The following is a 19321-nucleotide window of genomic DNA, read 5'->3' on the forward strand; positions in this document are numbered from 1 at the left end:
ACTTCCTGATATTCCTCCTTAAAAACTTTTCGACTAGATTGGCTAGAAAAAAAGGGCTTTGTAAGGTTCTAATAATTTTTCTCTAAACAAGTCGAGGGGGAACTATTTACCCCTTCAAAAGTCGAACTATTTAGTTTTAAAAAAAGTATTGACACTTTGTCCAATCGCTTGTAATATGATATTTGTTGTTAAGAGAACGGCGGCGTAGCTCAGCTGGCTAGAGCGTACGGTTCATACCCGTAAGGTCGGGGGTTCGATCCCCTCTGCCGCCATTATATATACGGCCCCTTGGTCAAGCGGTTAAGACACCGCCCTTTCACGGCGGTAACACGGGTTCGAATCCCGTAGGGGTCATCTTACAAATAGCAGCTACTTTGTAGCTGCTATTTTTTTATCTATTTTTAAAGGAATAACTGCAAAGGTCTGAAGCTCATACAGCAGCGTTCCAATTTGTTAAACGTCATTTTCCATTATGTCAGGCTGTGCTTCTGGCTGTTAGTGTCGTAAGAGGCAAATCTAATTCTACGTTAGATTTCGATATCTTTATCTTTGATTCATCTATTCCCTATGCCTATAGGGAATCTCTTCACATTTAAAATTGGCTGATTGAAATGTATAATCTAGCATTCTATAAGAGTTTCTTCGCTTCGGACTGGCATCGAACAAAGTCCACCCTCTCTAGAATGTTTTTTGAAGGAGTAATTTTAAAAGATGAAAGAATTCTTAAGGACATTCAAAAAAAGCTGAGGGTTTATTGTCGAAGGGACCAATTCCTTGGTCAATGGAAGATATCCGCATGAAACAGTATTTTGTAACTGAATGTTAGATGATTTTAATGGAAATACCTGTCGAGCAGAAGGAATTTTATTGCAAGTACGCTTACAGAGTAGACTGTGGAAGCACGTGTGATTCATTATACAATTAGAATAATACGTACTTTCTTAATTTTTGAGATTTAGGTTCTCCGCTGCGTCGGACGCTTTCCGTGGGGGCGTAACAAGCCAGCACCCAACGCTTACGCGTGCGGTTGTGCTGGCTCTCCTACCACCTGCTCCCACAGGAGTCGCCGACGCTGCTTCGAACCAATAAAATTACCTATTAAAAATAAATTTTGGTCAAGAAATTTTAAAAAGGACATAATCTTTCCATTCCCAATCCTCTAATTATTTGATCGTAAAATAAACTCATTCGATTTGTCCAGCCTCATATTCTTTTTTCTCCTCTTTATTAACGACAAGCCTTCAAACAATCTTCCACGATACGGCTCTAAGTTCTTCTCTACTAATTGAATGATTTTTTTCATTCTTTCATGCTTATCATAAGCCTGATAGGCATTAGCAATTCGGCCGAAAACTTCTCATTATAGAATTTAGGAATAGGCTTTATTCCAGCCTCTCAGACTCCTCATTTACAGATAACCTGAAATCTGAACCTTATGGTGTAAGTCATGCTCGATAAAATCTGTGAAATACTGACGGATAGACATAGGGCGTTCTCCGATGTAAAAGATTTTTTCCCATTCCGTTTCATCTATTTTTTGTAGTTGCTCCATAATCTTAGTGCGTTGCTCTTTTGCATGAGCAATGGTTTCTTTAAATGTTTGTTTATTCGCTGAGGCAGCGGCCTTTGCATTAAACTCTTGGAAATCAGGATACCTTTCATGTATTTCTCCCTCCTTCATTCTTGGTAATCGATTCTCTAGCGTAAAACGATCCCATTCTGCTAAATGCATAATTATTTCCTTTGGTGACCATTTACCCTCCCTGTAAGGTTTTCTTCCTTCCTCTTCCGAATAACTTTGCAAAGAATCTAGCCATTCCACGTAACGTTGATGCTCCCTTAAAATCTCTACTTTTCTCAATCCCCTACCCCCAGTTTTGAAAATAAATTCTTTTAGTTATAAAAAGAGGTGCCCAGCTAAGCTGTGCACCTCTAGTTCTTCATCTATTAAACATTTTTTCTACCGATAAAACAGACAGCGTATTATCCTCTTTTTGCGCCACGTCCGCCGCGCTTAGATTCTGTTGCACGCTTTAACGTAGACAAACGATCTTCACTATCCTTTAGGAACTTCGCCATTTTTTGCTCAAAATTCTCTTTGCTCGGACGATCACGGTCGTTCGGGCGGTTGTTGTTGCGTGGACGCTGTGGACGTTCTGGTCTCTCCGGTCTCTCTGCTTGTGGCTTTGCTTTACGAATAGATAAGCCGATTTTGCCATCCGCTTCAACATTCATCACTTTCACTTCGACCATATCGCCAACTTTTAAATGATCATTAATATCCTTCACATAGTTATCTGCAACTTCACTAATGTGAACAAGACCTGTTGAGCCTCCTGGTAGCTCGACGAATGCTCCAAAGTTAGTGATTCCTGTTACTTTACCTTGTACCTTGCTGCCTACTTCAATTGACATAAAAAAAATGCTCCTCCTTAAAATTTAAGCGACTCTTAGAACGAGTAGTATACACATTCTTATCTTTTATTATAGCTAACAAAAAAAGAGTGTCAACAAGACACTCTTTTTGACTACAAATTTTTCATTATTTGTCACTATCCTCAGGTAAGGAAAAGATGATTTCTCCCTCTTCGGATAGAAAATATTCTTTTCTAAGAAGTTTTCCAATGTATTCATCATCATTAAGCTTGGAAATTTGCATTTTAAGCATTTCCTGCTCTTCTTGAACTCTTTCAAGCTCCACTGCAACTTCTTCCTTTTGTAGTTGCTTTTCTGCTAAAGTTTGCTTGCTGTTTACCAGTGCAGACACTAGGAAACCTATAAGCAGCATAGAAAAAATACTAAAAGCAACTAGGCGTCTAATAAGTCTTATTTTACGAGACTTATTTTGAGTTTCACGACGTTGGACAGAACGCACGTAGTCTGTATTAATAGATGTAATATGTTGTTCAGTTGGTGCTTTATATCGCTCCTGCCTCATGTCTCACTCTCCTATTCTACTTTAGGAATTCTACTTTTCTTATTATATCGTTTTTTTAGGAAATTCTGTAGTGCCAAATGCAATGTATTTTTATAAATATAAACAATTGGTGACAGTAAAAACCGCAGAAATTTTAAAAGAAGTTGTACAAATTTTAGAACTAACCCAGTTAGTAGCTTTAATAGAATCCATAAAGGCCTAATTATGAAGCGTAAACAAACTCGTCCAGCAAAGCGAAAAACGGGCTGAAATACTTGTTCATATAAGAGAATTCCTAGCAATTGGGCAAGCGGATCATATATTCGCCAAATACCATCTCTAACTGTGTAAAGAATATAAAAGGTTCCCAGACCAAGGACGATCCAGGCTACTATCTCGATGTAGATACGATATTTATAAAAGAAGGAGCGTCTTGGCGCACTATGCATAACAAAACGCAATCCCTCTATGATGGCTCCTACGATGACTCCACTAATCATCATTAGTAACAAACTAAAAAACTGTAAGGAAAGCGTCATCCGAATAACTTATGAAGTAATCCTCTAGCACCGTCTATGCTTTGCTCATCTGCGTATTGTATTGCCTGGACGATACCTTCTAATGTCAGTAGACCTTTGTCTACATCCAGATGGACAATCTTCAAATCTTCCCCTTTAATATGAAGGGTGCCTTGAGATGTGCGAACGAAAAATTCTTGTTGATCAAATCTTTCAATTGCTTTGACAGATGTTAGGTCCATTCTCTTTCGATTTCTTAGCGAAATTAAGTGGTCCCCCGTTGGAATTGTGATTGTTTGATTTTCTGCTTGATATTGCATATCCTCTCTCCTCTCCTTGTCCTAATAGATTCTATGCATAAAAAAAAGAAAGCATGACTAAATCTCATGCTTTTTTTCTTAACTTTTATTTTAGAGAGAAGAGAATATATGCTTTAGTCTTCATCGTCAATAAACTCAGGCTCTATTTTTTCAAGGCGCTCTTCTTTCAAGATAGTAAACATCTTAGCCGCATCTTCTTTCTTCGCATTCTCTTTTACTTCATTAACCTGCGCCGTTACAACCTTTTGCCCAAACCGGATAGAAAGCTCGTCTCCTGGTTTCACCGTTGAGCTTGCCTTAGCTACTTTCCCATTGATCGTCACTCTTCCTTGATCTGCTACTTCCTTTGCTAACGTTCTTCGCTTAATTAACCTAGATACCTTTAAAAACTTATCTAATCTCATCGTCTCACAGCCTCTCTAACTTTTTTGCTTCGTTCCAAAACTCATCGAGCTCCTCTAGGCTATAAAGAGAAAATTCTCCCCTACCTTCTGCTACTCTTTTCTCAATATATTGGAACCTTCTTTTAAATTTATTATTTGCCTGCATCATTGCTAGCTCTGGCGACAGACCATAGAATCTTGCAAGATTCACAATCGTGAAGAGGACGTCTCCTAATTCATCGGTTTGCGTCTCTTTCGATCCTCCTTTTAACTCTTCCTTCCATTCAGCTAGCTCTTCCTCAAACTTCTTCCAAGCCTCTGAAACCTCTGGCCAATCAAATCCAAATTTTGCTGCACGCTTTTGATAATTAAAGGAAGTTAACAAGGAGGAGTCTGCTCTCCAATCTCCATCCAATATAGAGTCGCTACTGACACTTTGCTCGTTCTCCTTAATCTCCTGCCAATTACGTGACACATCCTCTGTATTTTCAACCTTCACATCTCCAAAGACATGTGGATGCCTTCTAATCATCTTTTCAGCAACGGAGGCCAAGACGTCCTCCATACTAAAGTAACCCTCGTCTTCCCCTATTTGAGCATGCAAAAATACCTGCAGCAATACGTCTCCTAGTTCTTCGACAAGGTGATCATCATCTTCTTCATCAATCGCCTGGAGTAGCTCATATACTTCTTCTATAGCATATTTCTTTAAGGAGCTATGAGTTTGCTCCTTATCCCATGGACAACCGTCTGGCCCTCTTAAAGTAGCAATAATCTCTCGAAAAGTTTGCCACTCCTTTATTCGATTTTCCATTTCCTTTACTGGAGGTACATACAAGGTGGTTAAATTATCTAGAGTCATGACCCGATCTATTTCATATAATGGCACCTTCTGCAGCTTTTCCTGGGTGGAACCAGCAGCTGTCACTAAGGTGACCTCATAATCATCTGGATATTTTTCCATCAGTGTGAGCTTTACCTCTGATGCACTAAAGGAATCGTATACTTGTCCTATTAACAAATGGGCATTCATATGTAAGTCGTCACGATGAAGACTAGTTCCATCTAGTAATTGAAAACCTTCGATAGGATCGATGCGCAACGCATTAAAGATAGGGTCTAAAAAGCTTTGCCCACCTTCGATTTCAAGCTGCACTCTTCCATCCTTTTCTGCCTCTATCAATAGCTGTACTGTCTGTTCCGCTACTAAAGGGTGACCAGGTACGGCATAGATAATTGTATTTTCATTGGATAGCTGTAATAACTCCTCCACAATCGCCGAATAGACATCTTCAAAACGGTCGTTTTTTTCATATAGAGTATCGAAGCTCTTCCATGTTACTCCTTCAGCCTTCAGTTCTTGAAGAACAGGATGCTGCTCCGTTCGAACATATAAATTTTCTGCTTGCAGAAGCTTTTTATATATCCCTAGTGGAAGCTGCTCTAGATCACTTGCTCCCAATCCAATCACTACTATTTTGTTCATAAGCTTCACAACCTTATTTTTGTTTATTTAACCATAATTGAATCGCTGCCATTCTTTTCCCAAATGGAAGCAGGTACCACTCTTTTTCTGCAATCACTCTTCTCTTTGCTAGCACATATAAAAAGGTTACCGCTCCAAGAAACACCGCCGTCAGTGAGATGAGAACCGATTGCATACGGCCTTCTAGCCAAGCGAATAGAAGAGATTCAGCTAAATTTGTATACCCAACCACTACGACTACCATGGCAAGCGAGGATATAAGTATTCCAAGATAAAACTTTATTGGTGCAAATGTCATCTTCCAGCTTTTTTTCACATAAAGAAGCATTAATAAAAACACAACAACTAAGCTTATGTTACCAGAAATAGCAGCTCCGAGTATTCCATAGCTAGGCACCAGTGTAATATTGCCGATCCATTTTAAAATCACACCCATTAACAGCAAAAAGGTTGGGAGTTTTACTATTCCACTTCCCTGTAGCATCGCCATAAGGGTTAAAATAAAGGACATCCAAATAATTTGGATGGAAAATACCATTAAAGTAACAGACTCCGCCTTTGTTTGGAACAGCATTTCGTTTACAAAAGGCATTACTACAATCAAACCAAGAGCTGCTGCCACACCAAATGTGCATGCCACTCGGTAAGTTAACTGCATAAAAGGAACAGCGCTCCTTCCCTTGTTGCTATTCATTCGATGAGCAACCAAAGGAACGATTGCTAAAGATAGAGTGGAAGCTATCACAATACCAAGCTGTACCAATGGCTGTCCTCGGTCGTAAATTCCCTTGATTTCCATCGCTGCAAGCTTCTCTACCCCACTGTCCAATAAAAGCTGAAAGACAGTAAAAGAATCGACAAGCTGTAGCAACAGAAAGAGCATAGAGCTTATACTTGCGCTAATACTGATGGCAGTTAACTCTTTCACAACCCGCCATTTATCAACAAGCCTCGAGGAAGATTTATATTTCTTCCGATTCATGACCTTCCAATAGAGCACAGCTAAAAATAAAATACCAGCTAGTTCTCCTACAACAGCCCCATACATAGCAGTACTCCCTGCTTTATACAAATCAAAGCTAGTGGATACAACAATCCAGGCACCAATTAAAATGACAGAGACCCGTACAGCCTGCTCAATTATCTGGGCATATGCAACCGGTGCCATCTGACCCTCTGCCTGAAAGCTTCCCTTCAGTACAGCTAAAAAAGGCATTAATAAAATGACGAATGAGCCCGAATGTAATAATTGCGCTAGCTGACGATCTCCCATTGCATCCGCAATAAATTCTGCTCCGAAATATAAAATAAAAAAGAAAACGAGGGAAATGAATCCTATATAGAAAAATGCTATTTTCTTTACTTGATCTAAAGCATTTTCTTTCCCTACAGCAGCATAATCAGAGAGAATTTTCGATAAAGCTACTGCAAAACCATATGAAGTCCAAGTCGTAATAATCGCAATGAAGGGATACACCTGTTGATAGATATAGAAACCTTCATCACCAACCAAGTTTTGAAAGGGAACCCTGTAAACCGCACTCAGCAGTTTTACGATAATAGCCGCTATTGTTAGAAGCGCAGCTCCCTTCATGTAGGACTTCATATTCCATTCACTACTCATAGTATTACCCCTTCTTCTCCATCAATAGCATTATTATACATCAATACAAGAAAAGCGTAAGCGCCTATGTCTGCCACGACCAGCAAATGGGGTACGGCGAGGAGGCTGTTCTCCAGCCACCGCAGTCGTGCCACATTTGACTCGAGGGACCGGAAAGCGGAAATACAAAAAACCTTCCTCAACGAAAGAGGAAGGCTATGGAAAATAAGCTTTAATTGAAATGTGATGATTAATTTTCCATTTGTTTTGCTAAAAAGTTAGCCGCAGTTTCTATAGCCTTTAATTCAGCTTCGCCAATAAAATGCACTTTAGAGAAGATTAAAATAGCACCAATAGGATCTCCGGCAGCAATAATAGGAGCAATACAATAGGACTTCACAGTTTCCGTTACCCCAGGTATCCATTCTACAGAGTTCTCATGCTTTTCTACAATGACGTTACGGCCCGTTATGATTTCCTCTACTTCTGGACTAATTCGACGTTTTAAATAATCCTTTTTGGAAAGTCCAGCTGCAGCAATCATTTCATCTCTGTCACTAATTAATACTGGAGTACCTAGGGTCTCGTATAACGTTTCTGCATATTCCTTTGCAAAATCTCCAAGTTCATTAATCGGGGAGTATTTCTTGAGAATTACCTCTCCCTCTCTGTCAGTGAAAATTTCCAGTGGATCTCCTTCACGAATACGAAGAGTTCGACGAATTTCTTTTGGAATAACTACTCTACCTAAATCATCAATACGACGTACAATTCCTGTTGCTTTCATGTAATGTGTGCCTCTCTTTCGACAGAATGGAAATAAAAGTTTATTTCTGCCATAGTATGCATCACATTACCAAATAATATGCAAAGCGCTATTTTACTTCTTCTATCTTTTTTGTTTTAGGCAGGATTTTCATCACTTCTTCTAACACATCAAAGGGTTCATTTCTATCTGTTTTTCTACCGTCAATGGTAACAATAAGGTTGGCTTGGTCCATATGAAATCCTACCGCTCGACCAAATTTCATGGTTTCCTCGACTAGCATCGCTCCGTCTATTTGCTTGGTACCTTCTTTACTAATCCTAATAGAAACCTTCTTGTTATTCTCCTTAATAGATTCTACCTCGACTTCTTTTCCCCATACCTTCATACGAGCAATACGGAGTAATCTTTCTGCCGGAAGCGGTATATCTCCAAAACGATCCTGAAGCTCATCTACTATTTCTAAATATTCTTCTTCTTTTTCCATCGCTTTAATTCGTTTGTACATTTGGATTTTTTGATAACCGTCTGGTATATATTCATCGGAAATATAGGCCTCTGTACTAAGTGAAATTTCTATTTCTTCAGCCTCTTCCTTTTTGACACCAGTACGACGTTCCTCTATTGCTTCTTCTAACATCTGAGTATATAAATCGAATCCTACCGAATCTATAAATCCATGTTGCTGAGAACCTAACAAATTTCCTGCTCCACGGATGGACAAGTCCCTCATCGCGATTTTAAATCCAGAGCCCAGCTCGGTGAATTCTTTGACCGCCTGTAAACGTTTCTCTGCCACATCCGTAAGCACCTTGTCTCTTTGATGAAGAAGATATGCGTAAGCCACTCGGTTTGAACGGCCAACACGCCCTCTCAACTGATAAAGCTGAGATAATCCCATTTTATCTGCGTCATGGACGATCAGCGTATTAACATTCGGTATGTCTATGCCTGTTTCAATAATAGTTGTGGTGACTAAAACGTCATACTCTCCTTCTAAAAAGCTAATAATGACGGATTCTAGCTCGGTTTCTGACATTTGACCATGTGCATAGCCAACTCTGGCAGTAGGAACAAGTGCTTGAATTTCATCTACCTTACGAGTTATATCCTCTACACGGTTATAAAGGTAAAATGCCTGTCCTCCTCTAGCTAATTCCCTTTCAATAGCTTCTCGGACAAGTACTCCGTTATATTCCATTACATAAGTCTGTACAGGAAAACGATTTTTTGGTGGCGTTTCAATTACAGAAAGGTCTCTCACACCAATCATGGACATATGCAGTGTTCTAGGAATAGGAGTGGCGGTAAGCGTTAACACATCAACATTTGTTTTTAACTGCTTGATTTTTTCCTTATGCTTTACACCAAATCGCTGCTCTTCATCGACTATCAGTAACCCTAAATCATGGTACTCCACATCCTTCGAAAGAATGCGATGTGTTCCGACCACTACATCAACCATACCCTTTTTTAGCCCGTTAATTGTTTCTGCCTGCTGTTTTTTCGTACGGAATCGACTTAGCAAGCCAACCTCGATAGGAAAGTCCTGAAACCTCTCAATCATTGTCTCGTAATGCTGCTGAGCAAGAATGGTAGTTGGGCAGAGAAAAGCAACCTGCTTCCCTTCCATTACCGCTTTAAAGGCAGCTCTTATTGCGACTTCTGTCTTACCGTATCCAACATCCCCACATACCAAGCGATCCATTGGACGCGCTCTTTCCATATCACGTTTAACCTCTTGAATTGTCCGTAGCTGGTCCTCTGTTTCCTCATACGGAAAAGCTGCCTCAAAGGTTCTTTGCATTTCTCCATCTGGTTCGAACGCATATCCAACTTCTGCCTCTCGCTTTGCATAAAGCTTTAGCAATTCATCTGCTATGTCTTGGACAGCAGCTGATACCTTCGATTTTGTTTTCTTCCAGTCTGTGCCCCCTAGTTTATGGAGCTTCGGATCTTTTTCACCTGAAGGAACATATTTTTGGATAAGATCAATTTGATCTACAGGAACAAATAATTTATCATCTCCGCGGTATCGAATATGCAGGTAGTCTTTATGCACGCCATTTACCAGTAGTGTTTCTATACCAATATATTTACCGATACCATGGTGAATATGTACAACATTGTCCCCTGGCTTAATCTCTGAATAGCTTTTTATTCTTTCTGCATTTGTAACCTTTTGAGCGCGAGCTTTTTTCTTATGCTTCTGTTTAAACAATTCCGAGTCTGTGATAACAGCTATTTTTTGTAAAGGAAGCTCAAAACCTGCCTCTAAATCTCCCTCTATAATAAAGATACCCGGACGTGTTAAATCACTTGAATTAGCTCCAATCTGCGAAACTATTTCATAATCCTCTAATACTTCATGCACTTTTTGTACTCGTTCACTGCTATCTGCTAGTATGACCACTCGAAATTTCCCTTGCATAAAACGCTCTGTTTCATTTTTTAACAAATGCATTTGGCCATGGAAATTTTGCATTGGTTTACATGAAAAACCTATGTTTTTCTTAATGGATATACCACCAAACGTTCTTGAAAATAAAGATAAGTACACCTTAGACTGAGCTATTTTTTGTAAAATTTCCTTCATAGTAAAGGAAGGCTTTACTTTATGAACTGTTTTCCCCTCTTCAAGTAATGCTAAAAACCAATCATTTTCTTGCCTTTCTAATGTTTCTGCTACTTCCTGAACTCTACCCAACTCATCAAATAATACGATTCCATTTTTCGCAAAGTAGTCACCTAAAAAGCTATTTCCATCTAAAAGGGAGACGTATTTCAATGCCTCTTTTGGCGTCTCACCTTGTTTTAGCTCCTCAATATCCTGCTGAATATTTTGATAGAATTTTTCCTTTATTTCTGGAAGCTTCACCTTTTTTAAGCTATCTGCTAGAGCATCCTCTAGTCTTTCTGCCAACAGAATCTTCTTTTCTCTTGTGAAGACATACTCAGTCGCAGGGAGGATTCTTATTTCTTTCAGCTTTTTTAAGGAACGTTGATCTTCCGCAGAAAAAGTTCGGATGGAGTCCACTTCAGTATCAAACAGCTCTATCCGAATTGGATCCTCTAGATATAGTGGATAAATATCTATGATTCCGCCACGCATAGCAAATTCTCCGGGTGTTGTAACCATAGGCTGTCGAACATATCCTATATCTACTAAACTTTGAACTAGATGATCAACAACAATTTCTTCACCTTCCGAAATAGAAATCCTGTTTCTCTTCCATTCTTCTACTCCAGGTATATGCTTTTTTAACCCAGCTACAGGTACTACATATACACCTGTAGAGTTTGATAACATATGATCAATCGTCTCTAATCGTTGAGCACGCAACTCAGGACTGGCAACAGATATATCTGTTGAAATCAGCTCATCAGCAGGATATAGTCTGACTAAATCTTCACCTAAAAGCTTGATTAAATCCTCTGTTAGTTTTTGGGCATGAAGGAGATTAGGTGTAATAATTAATACAGACTTTTTTAACGAGCCATGTAACAGCTTAGTAAAAACTGCTCTTGCACTCCCAGAAAGACCTGTTACAAGCTGCTGGTCGTTCCCTTTCTCTAAATCTTTCACTAGATTCTGCAATTGTATATCTTCGATTAATAATTTACTTAGAAGTTCCATTTCAACCCACCTTTAATCATTACAAAAGCTAATAAGCTTAAACAGAAAAATGCTTTGTACACCCCATGTGTCAAAGCAATTACTGTATCCATTTTTTCAAAGCATAGTAATTAGGAAACTTTTGAAGAGAATGCTGACATTCCTCACAGATGCATCTCACCACAAAATTCCCTTCTTCTTCGTTTTCTATATAAATATGTTGTTCTTCAGGTTTAATTTCGTGTTTATTTAGAAACTCCTGGTCAATTGAGTCAAAAGGTAATTGACCAACTTCTGTTTCACAGTGACGGCATTTGTAACGAATTGGCATACCTATACCCCCTTTTAAAAGAAGTATAGGCATATTCCCTACCATTTATGCACCATTATATTTATTCATCACTTCTAAAAATGGCTTCGACAACCATTCTTCGCATGCATCCGCACTATTTTTCACTGCATTTTCTATTTCCGGAAGTTCATCAGCTGTGAATTTGGACAATACATAGTCCGGCACCTTCATGCCATTTTTAGGGCGATCTATCCCAATGCGGATTCGATTAAACTCTTGGCTTCCAAGGTGCTGAATAATAGATTTTATTCCATTATGACCTCCAGCACTTCCTTTTTGTCTCAAACGTAGCTTGCCTGCCTGTAAATCTAAGTCATCGTAAATAACGACTATTTGATCATCCTCCACATTAAAGTAATCCATCATTGGGACGATACATTCGCCTGACAGGTTCATATAAGTCAATGGCTTTAGTAACATTATCTTTTCCGTGCCGACATGAGTTATTCCATAGACACCTTTAAACTTCGACTGATTTAAAGGTAAGTTTAATCTTTTAGAAAGCTCATCAATCACATGGAAGCCGACATTATGTCTCGTCGCTTCATACTGGCTTCCCGGATTTCCAAGCCCTACAAGTATTTTCATCTTTATTCCATTCCTTTGATTCTATATTTTCTTCATTTTAGCACATAGGACTTTTAATATCTCATCGGAAAGTAGCCATCAAGCATATGTATGAGTTAAAAAAGAGACTGCCAATCGGCAATCTCTTTTTTAATTAATCTGTAGTCTCATTTTCCTGAACTTCCGATGTATCCTCTACCTCTTCAGGTTCAGTGTCCAGCTTTGGTGCTAAAACAGTAAATAACGTAAATTCATCATCTTGTACAATTGGATATTTAACTTTTTTACGGATATCGCCTACCATTAAAGTATCTCCAATTGCTAGACCTGTAACATCTACCTCTATCGCCTCAGGAATGTTAGAAGGCTTTGTTACAATGGTAATTTCACGGTTTGGCTGCTGCAATAAACCACCTTGTGAAACACCTTCAGACGCCCCTGTAACAGTTACAGGCACACTGACCTCCAACTCATCCTTCATATTGATTGCTAAAAAGTCAACATGAATCATTTTACCTTGTAGGATGTTCATTTGGTAATCATTTAAGATAACATTGATCTCCTTACCGTCAAGATCAAGACGCATAACACCATTTTTCCCAATTTCACGAAGCGTCTTCGCTAAATCTTTCTCATCTATTGCAATAGATTGAGAATCTGTTTTAAAACCATACACTACTGCTGGAATGAAACCACTATTACGTAATATCGTATTTTCTTTATTCTTTCTGCGTTGTGCCTTAATTAATGTACCCATTGTATTCATCCTCCCACCTGGTATATCTATATCCAAATAATACCCTGAGGGGGGATTCTCAAACATTTAGCAATTAATCAAATAACGTGCTGACAGATTTCTCTTCAAACACACGAACGATTGCGTCACCTAATAGTTTTGCTACTGAAAGCTCTTTGATTTTTGGAGACCTTTTATCATCCGCTAAATCGATTGAGTTAGTTATTACTAATTCTTTAATCACAGAGCTATCAATTCGATCGATTGCTGGGCCTGATAATACAGGATGTGTACAACAAGCATAGACCTCTTTCGCACCGCTTTCCATTAATGCATTAGCAGCAATAGAGATTGTGCCTGCAGTGTCGATAATATCATCAATTAGGATGGCAGTTTTTCCTTCTACATTCCCAACAATATTCATAACCTCTGCCACATTTGGTCTTGGGCGGCGTTTGTCAATAATTGCAATTGGGGTTTTCAGTCTGTCTGCCATTTTACGAGCACGTGTAACACCACCATGATCAGGAGATACTACTACCACTTCGGAAGGATCGAAATTCTTTGTTAAGAAATAATCTGAAAGAATCGGCACTGCTACTAAATGATCGATAGGGATATCAAAGAAACCTTGAATTTGTGGTGCATGTAAATCTAATACGATTGCTCTAGTAGCTCCTGCAGTTGTTAGGAGATTTGCTACTAGCTTAGCAGTGATTGGTTCACGAGCACGTGCTTTTCTATCTTGTCGTGCGTAACCATAATAAGGAATAACTACGCTAACAGTTCTTGCTGATGCACGTTTCACCGCATCCAGCATGATTAATAACTCCATAATATGCTCATTCACAGGACCAGAAGTTGATTGCACGATGAACACATCGCACCCACGGATACTCTCTTCGATATTAATTTGTACTTCTCCATCGCTAAATCTGGTAACTGTACTTTTCCCTAGTGGAACTCCAACTTCTTTTGCGATCTCTTCCGCTAATTTCTTGTTCGAGTTCAACGTAAATATTTTTAACTTTGAGTTATTATATCGGTGAGTCATGGTTTGATTGATCCTCCTGAATGGTTGCTTATTTTAGTTTAAGTTTTTTCACATATCCATCTTTGTTTTCTTGTCTTGCGCGACCAATGGCAAGCGCATCTCCCGGAACATCTTTTGTAACGGTAGTTCCAGCTGCGACATATGCACCCGCTCCCAATGTGACAGGCGCTACTAGATTAGAGTTACAACCTACAAACACATCGTCCTCAATCGTAGTTTTAAATTTATTTTTCCCATCATAATTCACGGTAATTGTTCCGCAGCCGATATTTACATTAGAGCCTATAGAAGCATCGCCCATATAACTTAAATGAGAAATCTTGCTTCCATCTCCTATAGTGGCTTTTTTTACTTCTACAAAGTTTCCGATTTTCACCTTATTTCCAACTTCTGAATCAGGTCTTATATGTGCAAATGGACCAACAGAAGTAGCCTCTCCAATTTCACTGGAAAGAATCACAGAAGAGTGAATAATAGACCCATTACCAATCACGCTAGAAACAATGTGACTGTTTGGACCAATATGACAATTTTGTCCAATAGTAGTTTTTCCTTCGATTATTACACCAGGCTGAATAACGGTGTCGGACCCTATGACAGCATCGCTACTGATATATGTACTTTGTGGGTCTATAATTGTGACACCTTCACGCATGTGATAATGTGCGATTCTTTCACGCATAATTTTCTCAGCTTGTGATAACGCTACTCTATCATTAACACCCAGCGTTTCATCAAAGTTCTTAGCTGCATAAGCAGAAATTATATCTCCCTCTTGCTGTATAATCTCAATAACATCGGGCAAGTAATATTCACCTTGAGAATTTTCATTCTTTACTAATTTTAACGCTTTAAATAAAACTTCGTTATCAAAACAATAAGTACCAGAGTTAATTTCCTTTACTTTTTGTTCTTCTAAGGAAGCATCCTTCTGTTCTACAATATATTTCACATTTCCTTCTTCATTACGTATGATCCTTCCATAGCCTGTAGGATCTTCTGCGATGCCAGTAAGAATGGTAGCCTTCGCCTTTGTGGAATGATGGTGCTCTAATAGCTCTTGAAGAGTTTCTGCAGTAATTAGCGGAGTATCCCCACAAACAACAATCGTCGTTCCAGGAAGACCTTCTAGCACGTCCTTAGCCTGTAAGACTGCATGCGCTGTTCCAAGCTGTTCCTCCTGTAATGCATATTCGCTTCTAGCGCCCAATTCACTTTGGACTTTTTCAGCTCCATGCCCTACAATTGTAACAATCTTTTCAACCCCTACTTTTTCCATGTTTCCGATAACATGTTCAACCATAGGCTTACCACAAACAGGATGTAATACTTTATATAGGTTTGACTTCATTCGAGTGCCTTTACCGGCTGCCAAAACAACAGCATAAGTATTTGTCATTTATATTTTCCCTCCAGTGGCTGATTTCCTCTTTTGACTATATCGGAAATGAAGCTATTTTTCAAGGAAATATCTCTTGACAAATACATGACAAAACAAGTAATATATATAACTTTTAAATGTATAATTTTTAATCTGAGTTTTTAGAATAATTTAAAATAGAAGAGAAGAGAAGAGGCCGGTTTTTTAATGTAAACGGTTCAAAATAAAGGGAAAAGATAGAGGAGAGGTAAACAGTTATCTTAATCTCGGATATTTAAAAAGGGCAGCTCCTAGTAGGAACTGCCTTTCTACGTATGGTGAAAAGACTTCGAAGTTATAAGTACTCTTCAGAAAGGCTAATAGTTAATCAATATAAACATGGTAATTATACCGTTGCTTCATGCACCTTTTCTTCCACATCTTCGCATAAATTATATGCGTACAACACTGCTTCTTGAATTTTAGCACGAGTACTCACATTTATTGGGTGAGCTATATCGCGAAATTCTCCTTCTGGAGTACGCTTACTTGGCATGGCCACAAACAAGCCATCATTTCCTTCGATTACTCTTATATCATGAACAACAAATTCATCATCCAAGGTAATGGAAGCGATAGCTCTCATGCGCCCATCAGTTATTACTTTTCGCAGTCTCACATCGGTTACTTCCACTTAATTCCACTCCTTTTATCCTGCTGTTTTTATCATTTATTTATCATTCTACAAAAAAATAAAAAGTCCTTCTTATTGTTAAGAATATTTTCAATATTATAACATAGTATATAAGTAATATTTTTATCTTTGCAATACTTTTTTAAAAAATATTTTAATTTTTACTAAATAAGCAGTTAAATGTCACTCTACAGCCGACTATTTTTAAAACGAAATCTTTAAAAGAAACCCAAATAAAATAGCACCTACGATTTTATAGATAAATAAAAACGTAAGTGCTATTTCATTTTTCATTCTCGTTTCACCAAATTCTATCCATATTTTAAATGGTGGCGATTACTTCAATCTCTACCTTGACGTCCTTTGGTAGACGGGCTACCTCTACTGCAGAACGAGCCGGCTTATGTCCTTTAAAGTGTTTCTCGTAAGCTTCATTAAATTCAACAAAATCATTCATATCTTTCAAGAAAACAAGTGTCTTTACCACTTTCTCTAAGGAGGAACCTGCCTCTTCTAGTACTGCTTCTAGATTTGCAAATACTTGGGCAGTTTGCTCTGTGATAGATCCTTCTACTACCTGTCCTTCTGGAGTTAAAGGAATTTGTCCAGACGTGTACACCATATTATTGACGATCATTCCTTGCACATAGGGACCAATTGCAGCAGGTGCCTTATTTGTTGAAATCTCTTTCACTCTTATTTCCACCCTTCTTAAAGTAGTTTCCTTCTGATAGTGCGATTGTGTTATCTTTTTCATTTACCTCATGAAGCTTTACAAGTGATAAATAGTCTTGAATAAGATGTTCTCCCTCATGCTGCGCTTCTACTAAGACAGCTATACCGCCAAGTTCACAATTGAATTCTTCCAGTAGGCTCTTCATACCATTAATGGTGCCGCCTACTTTCATAAAATCATCCGTAATTAATACTCGTTGCCCTTTTTCCATACTACGTTTTGATAAGACCATTGTTTGTATACGACGTGCCGAGCCTGATACATAATTAATACTAACAGTAGGTCCTTCTGTCACCTTACTGTCACGCCGAACCACGACAACTGGAACATTCAAATGCTTTGCAATTGCATGAGCGATAGGTATTCCCTTTGTGGCAACCGTCATAATGGCATCAATTTTAGCATCAGCAAAAGCAGTAGCAAAAACCTTTCCTACTCTGTTCATCAAAGATGGATTTCCCAATAAATCAGTGAGATAAAGATAACCACCTGGCAGAAGTCGATCTGAATTAGAAAGCTGGTTCATTAATTCCTTTGCAACTTTCCTTATTTCCTCATCTGACATAGTTGGAATAAACTTTACGCCCCCTGCAGCTCCCGGGACTGTTACTAGCATGCCACTTCCTCTTGCTTCGAATGTTTCCTTCACGATTGCTAAGTCTTCACTTATAGAGGATTTTGCTGAATCATATAGCGTAGAGAAAAAAGGCAAAGGAATTAACTTATGTGGATTTTCCATCAGATATTGGGTCATGTCCACCAACCGCTCGCTTCTCTTCCATTTCATCTTACATCACCTCTATTTACGAATATTTTAATGAAAACTTATCATAAATATACGTGTTTAGGCAAGTGATGGGCGTTCTCCGACCAATCTGACTGCGTAAACCTCGTTACAGAAGCCACGTAAGCCGTTATAAACACGCTGAACTCTCGATTCGTGATTAACTAATCCAAAAACAGTTGGTCCACTTCCACTCATCAGTACAGCATCGGCGCCAAACTTTTTCATTTGATCCTTTAACACAGCAACCTCTGGGTGCAATTTTAACGTTACATCCTCTAGCACGTTTCCTAGCGAGGAACACATTAGCTTAAAATCCTTTTCCTCAATCGCCTTGATCATTTGTTCAGTTGGTGGATGAGTTATTTTATCAATTTTTAAATTACCATACACGTCAGCAGTCGACACTCCAAGCGTAGGTTTAGCGAGTATAACCCAACAATTTGCTGGACTCGGCAGCTCTTGAATCTTTTCTCCTCGCCCAGTCGCAAGAGCTGTTCCCCCATATACACAAAATGCTACATCTGAGCCAATTTTCGTACCGATTTGGGCAAGCTCGTCCAGGCTTAGTCCTAAGTTCCACAGCTTGTTTAGACCCTTTAAAGTGGCTGCAGCATCACTGCTGCCACCGGCCAATCCAGCTGCAACAGGAATATTTTTCTCAATGCTAATAGAAACCCCTTGTTTTACTTTAAACATATCCTTTAGGATTTTAGCAGCTTGATATGCAAGATTCCGTTGATCATTTGGGACAAAGCGATCCAAAGACAATATATGTATTGCTCCATCTTCCCTTGTTTCTAATCCAATTCGGTCGGCCAGATCAACTGTAGTCATGATCATCTCCACTTCATGATAACCGTCTGGTCGTTTATGTAATACATCGAGTGTTAAATTAATTTTAGCAGGTGCTTTTACAAAGTACATCCCATCTGCTCCTTTTTATACGTATGGTGAAACCTATTTTACCATAGTCCCTTCTATTTGAGAAAAGGATTGGAAAATAAAAGAAAGGGGATTATTTAGAAAGACCTTTCGTGCTTCCTCTTTACAAAGAGATATGGTGTGTTGCCATTAAAGAAGCCATGATATACACCAGTAGATGTCTGTCCAAATAGGAAAGGGTGTCCCATAAGTTTTCTTATGAGACACCCCTTTTCCTGCTAGTTGTAGATTATAAACTTCTCGAATACAAGAAAAACACTATGATTTATTTTGGTTGTTCACATTTTGTTCAGCCATTTCAATCGCACGCTTTACCATGTTTCCTGCATCACGGGCTTTAATTCCGCCCCAGCCTTCGGTTTTGACTACATCATAAAATCCGAGATCTTTCGCTATCTCTTCCTTTAATTCCTTAGACATTATCCCTTTTCTAGCCATGTGGTGAAGCCTCCCTTAACAACTAGCATTATTAGTATGAGCAATA

20 protein-coding genes, 2 tRNA genes and 1 pseudogene are annotated in these 19321 nt (G+C 38.8%); 3 read left to right on the top strand and 20 right to left on the bottom strand.

The window, feature by feature from the left end:
• The first annotated feature begins 198 nt into the window (after positions 1 to 198).
• Positions 199 to 272, top strand: a tRNA-Met gene (locus AC1ECF_RS16240).
• Positions 273 to 282: 10 nt separating this feature from the next.
• Positions 283 to 354 (top strand) — tRNA-Glu (locus tag AC1ECF_RS16245).
• Positions 355 to 1408: 1054 nt separating this feature from the next.
• On the opposite strand, the gene AC1ECF_RS16250 is transcribed toward AC1ECF_RS16245, so the two are convergent.
• The 3 genes from AC1ECF_RS16250 to AC1ECF_RS16260 all read right to left on the bottom strand — a co-directional run bounded on the left by AC1ECF_RS16250 (position 1409) and on the right by AC1ECF_RS16260 (position 2938).
• On the bottom strand, positions 1409 to 1861 hold the full coding sequence (locus tag AC1ECF_RS16250; RefSeq protein WP_480390476.1) for a DinB family protein: 453 nt from the start codon (positions 1859 to 1861) through the stop codon (positions 1409 to 1411).
• Between the two features lie 122 nt (positions 1862 to 1983).
• Positions 1984 to 2415: a S1 domain-containing RNA-binding protein gene (locus AC1ECF_RS16255; RefSeq protein ID WP_480390477.1), complete on the bottom strand. Its 432-nt coding sequence runs from the start codon at positions 2413 to 2415 to the stop codon at positions 1984 to 1986.
• A gap of 127 nt (positions 2416 to 2542) precedes the next feature.
• On the bottom strand, positions 2543 to 2938 hold the full coding sequence (locus AC1ECF_RS16260) for an FtsB family cell division protein (RefSeq protein WP_480390478.1): 396 nt from the start codon (positions 2936 to 2938) through the stop codon (positions 2543 to 2545).
• 70 nt (positions 2939 to 3008) lie between these two features.
• On the opposite strand from AC1ECF_RS16260, the gene AC1ECF_RS16265 reads away from it, so the two are divergent.
• On the top strand, positions 3009 to 3140 hold the full coding sequence (locus AC1ECF_RS16265) for a hypothetical protein (RefSeq protein ID WP_480390512.1): 132 nt from the start codon (positions 3009 to 3011) through the stop codon (positions 3138 to 3140).
• Between the two features lie 52 nt (positions 3141 to 3192).
• On the opposite strand, the pseudogene yabQ reads toward AC1ECF_RS16265, so the two are convergent.
• The 17 genes and pseudogenes from yabQ to AC1ECF_RS16350 form a co-directional block, all read right to left on the bottom strand.
• A pseudogene (yabQ, locus tag AC1ECF_RS16270) lies at positions 3193 to 3456 on the bottom strand (spore cortex biosynthesis protein YabQ); the annotation flags it as partial.
• Complete coding sequence (gene yabP, locus AC1ECF_RS16275; RefSeq protein WP_480390479.1) at positions 3453 to 3755, bottom strand: sporulation protein YabP; 303 nt, start codon at positions 3753 to 3755, stop codon at positions 3453 to 3455. The gene yabP and the pseudogene yabQ, both read right to left, overlap by 4 nt.
• A gap of 113 nt (positions 3756 to 3868) precedes the next feature.
• Positions 3869 to 4159 (bottom strand): RNA-binding S4 domain-containing protein, encoded by a 291-nt coding sequence (locus AC1ECF_RS16280; RefSeq protein WP_480390480.1) that lies wholly within the window; start codon positions 4157 to 4159, stop codon positions 3869 to 3871.
• Positions 4160 to 4163: 4 nt separating this feature from the next.
• Positions 4164 to 5624, bottom strand: a complete 1461-nt coding sequence (gene yabN / locus AC1ECF_RS16285; protein WP_480390481.1) for a bifunctional methyltransferase/pyrophosphohydrolase YabN — start codon at positions 5622 to 5624, stop codon at positions 4164 to 4166.
• Between the two features lie 13 nt (positions 5625 to 5637).
• Positions 5638 to 7248, bottom strand: a complete 1611-nt coding sequence (locus tag AC1ECF_RS16290; protein WP_480390482.1) for a putative polysaccharide biosynthesis protein — start codon at positions 7246 to 7248, stop codon at positions 5638 to 5640.
• A 229-nt stretch (positions 7249 to 7477) separates the two neighbouring features.
• Positions 7478 to 8014, bottom strand: coding sequence for a stage V sporulation protein T (spoVT, locus tag AC1ECF_RS16295; protein WP_480390483.1), 537 nt, complete (start codon positions 8012 to 8014; stop codon positions 7478 to 7480).
• Between the two features lie 88 nt (positions 8015 to 8102).
• Positions 8103 to 11630, bottom strand: coding sequence for a transcription-repair coupling factor (mfd, locus tag AC1ECF_RS16300; RefSeq protein ID WP_480390484.1), 3528 nt, complete (start codon positions 11628 to 11630; stop codon positions 8103 to 8105).
• Between the two features lie 79 nt (positions 11631 to 11709).
• Complete coding sequence (locus AC1ECF_RS16305; protein WP_480390485.1) at positions 11710 to 11940, bottom strand: anti-sigma-F factor Fin; 231 nt, start codon at positions 11938 to 11940, stop codon at positions 11710 to 11712.
• A gap of 45 nt (positions 11941 to 11985) precedes the next feature.
• A complete protein-coding gene (gene pth, locus AC1ECF_RS16310) occupies positions 11986 to 12549 on the bottom strand; it encodes an aminoacyl-tRNA hydrolase (RefSeq protein WP_480390486.1) in 564 nt (187 codons plus the stop codon).
• Between the two features lie 133 nt (positions 12550 to 12682).
• The gene (locus AC1ECF_RS16315) at positions 12683 to 13285 is read right to left on the bottom strand and encodes a 50S ribosomal protein L25/general stress protein Ctc (protein WP_480390487.1); all 603 of its coding nucleotides are present in this window, start codon (positions 13283 to 13285) and stop codon (positions 12683 to 12685) included.
• Between the two features lie 73 nt (positions 13286 to 13358).
• A complete protein-coding gene (locus tag AC1ECF_RS16320) occupies positions 13359 to 14318 on the bottom strand; it encodes a ribose-phosphate diphosphokinase (protein ID WP_480390488.1) in 960 nt (319 codons plus the stop codon).
• 28 nt (positions 14319 to 14346) lie between these two features.
• The gene (gene glmU, locus AC1ECF_RS16325) at positions 14347 to 15717 is read right to left on the bottom strand and encodes a bifunctional UDP-N-acetylglucosamine diphosphorylase/glucosamine-1-phosphate N-acetyltransferase GlmU (RefSeq protein WP_480390489.1); all 1371 of its coding nucleotides are present in this window, start codon (positions 15715 to 15717) and stop codon (positions 14347 to 14349) included.
• Between the two features lie 367 nt (positions 15718 to 16084).
• The gene (gene spoVG / locus AC1ECF_RS16330) at positions 16085 to 16372 is read right to left on the bottom strand and encodes a septation regulator SpoVG (protein ID WP_480390490.1); all 288 of its coding nucleotides are present in this window, start codon (positions 16370 to 16372) and stop codon (positions 16085 to 16087) included.
• 322 nt (positions 16373 to 16694) lie between these two features.
• Entirely contained in the window at positions 16695 to 17066 is a 372-nt protein-coding gene (locus AC1ECF_RS16335) for a RidA family protein (protein WP_480390491.1), read from the bottom strand.
• Positions 17044 to 17895, bottom strand: a complete 852-nt coding sequence (gene purR / locus AC1ECF_RS16340) for a pur operon repressor (protein WP_480390492.1) — start codon at positions 17893 to 17895, stop codon at positions 17044 to 17046. Before purR ends, AC1ECF_RS16335 begins: the two co-directional genes overlap by 23 nt.
• 57 nt (positions 17896 to 17952) lie before the next feature.
• Positions 17953 to 18819: a 4-(cytidine 5'-diphospho)-2-C-methyl-D-erythritol kinase gene (ispE, locus tag AC1ECF_RS16345; protein WP_480390493.1), complete on the bottom strand. Its 867-nt coding sequence runs from the start codon at positions 18817 to 18819 to the stop codon at positions 17953 to 17955.
• 276 nt (positions 18820 to 19095) lie between these two features.
• The gene (locus AC1ECF_RS16350) at positions 19096 to 19275 is read right to left on the bottom strand and encodes a small, acid-soluble spore protein, alpha/beta type (protein ID WP_480390494.1); all 180 of its coding nucleotides are present in this window, start codon (positions 19273 to 19275) and stop codon (positions 19096 to 19098) included.
• Positions 19276 to 19321: the final 46 nt, after the last annotated feature.

It is taken from the genome of Psychrobacillus sp. Z3-81, from assembly GCF_056620325.1.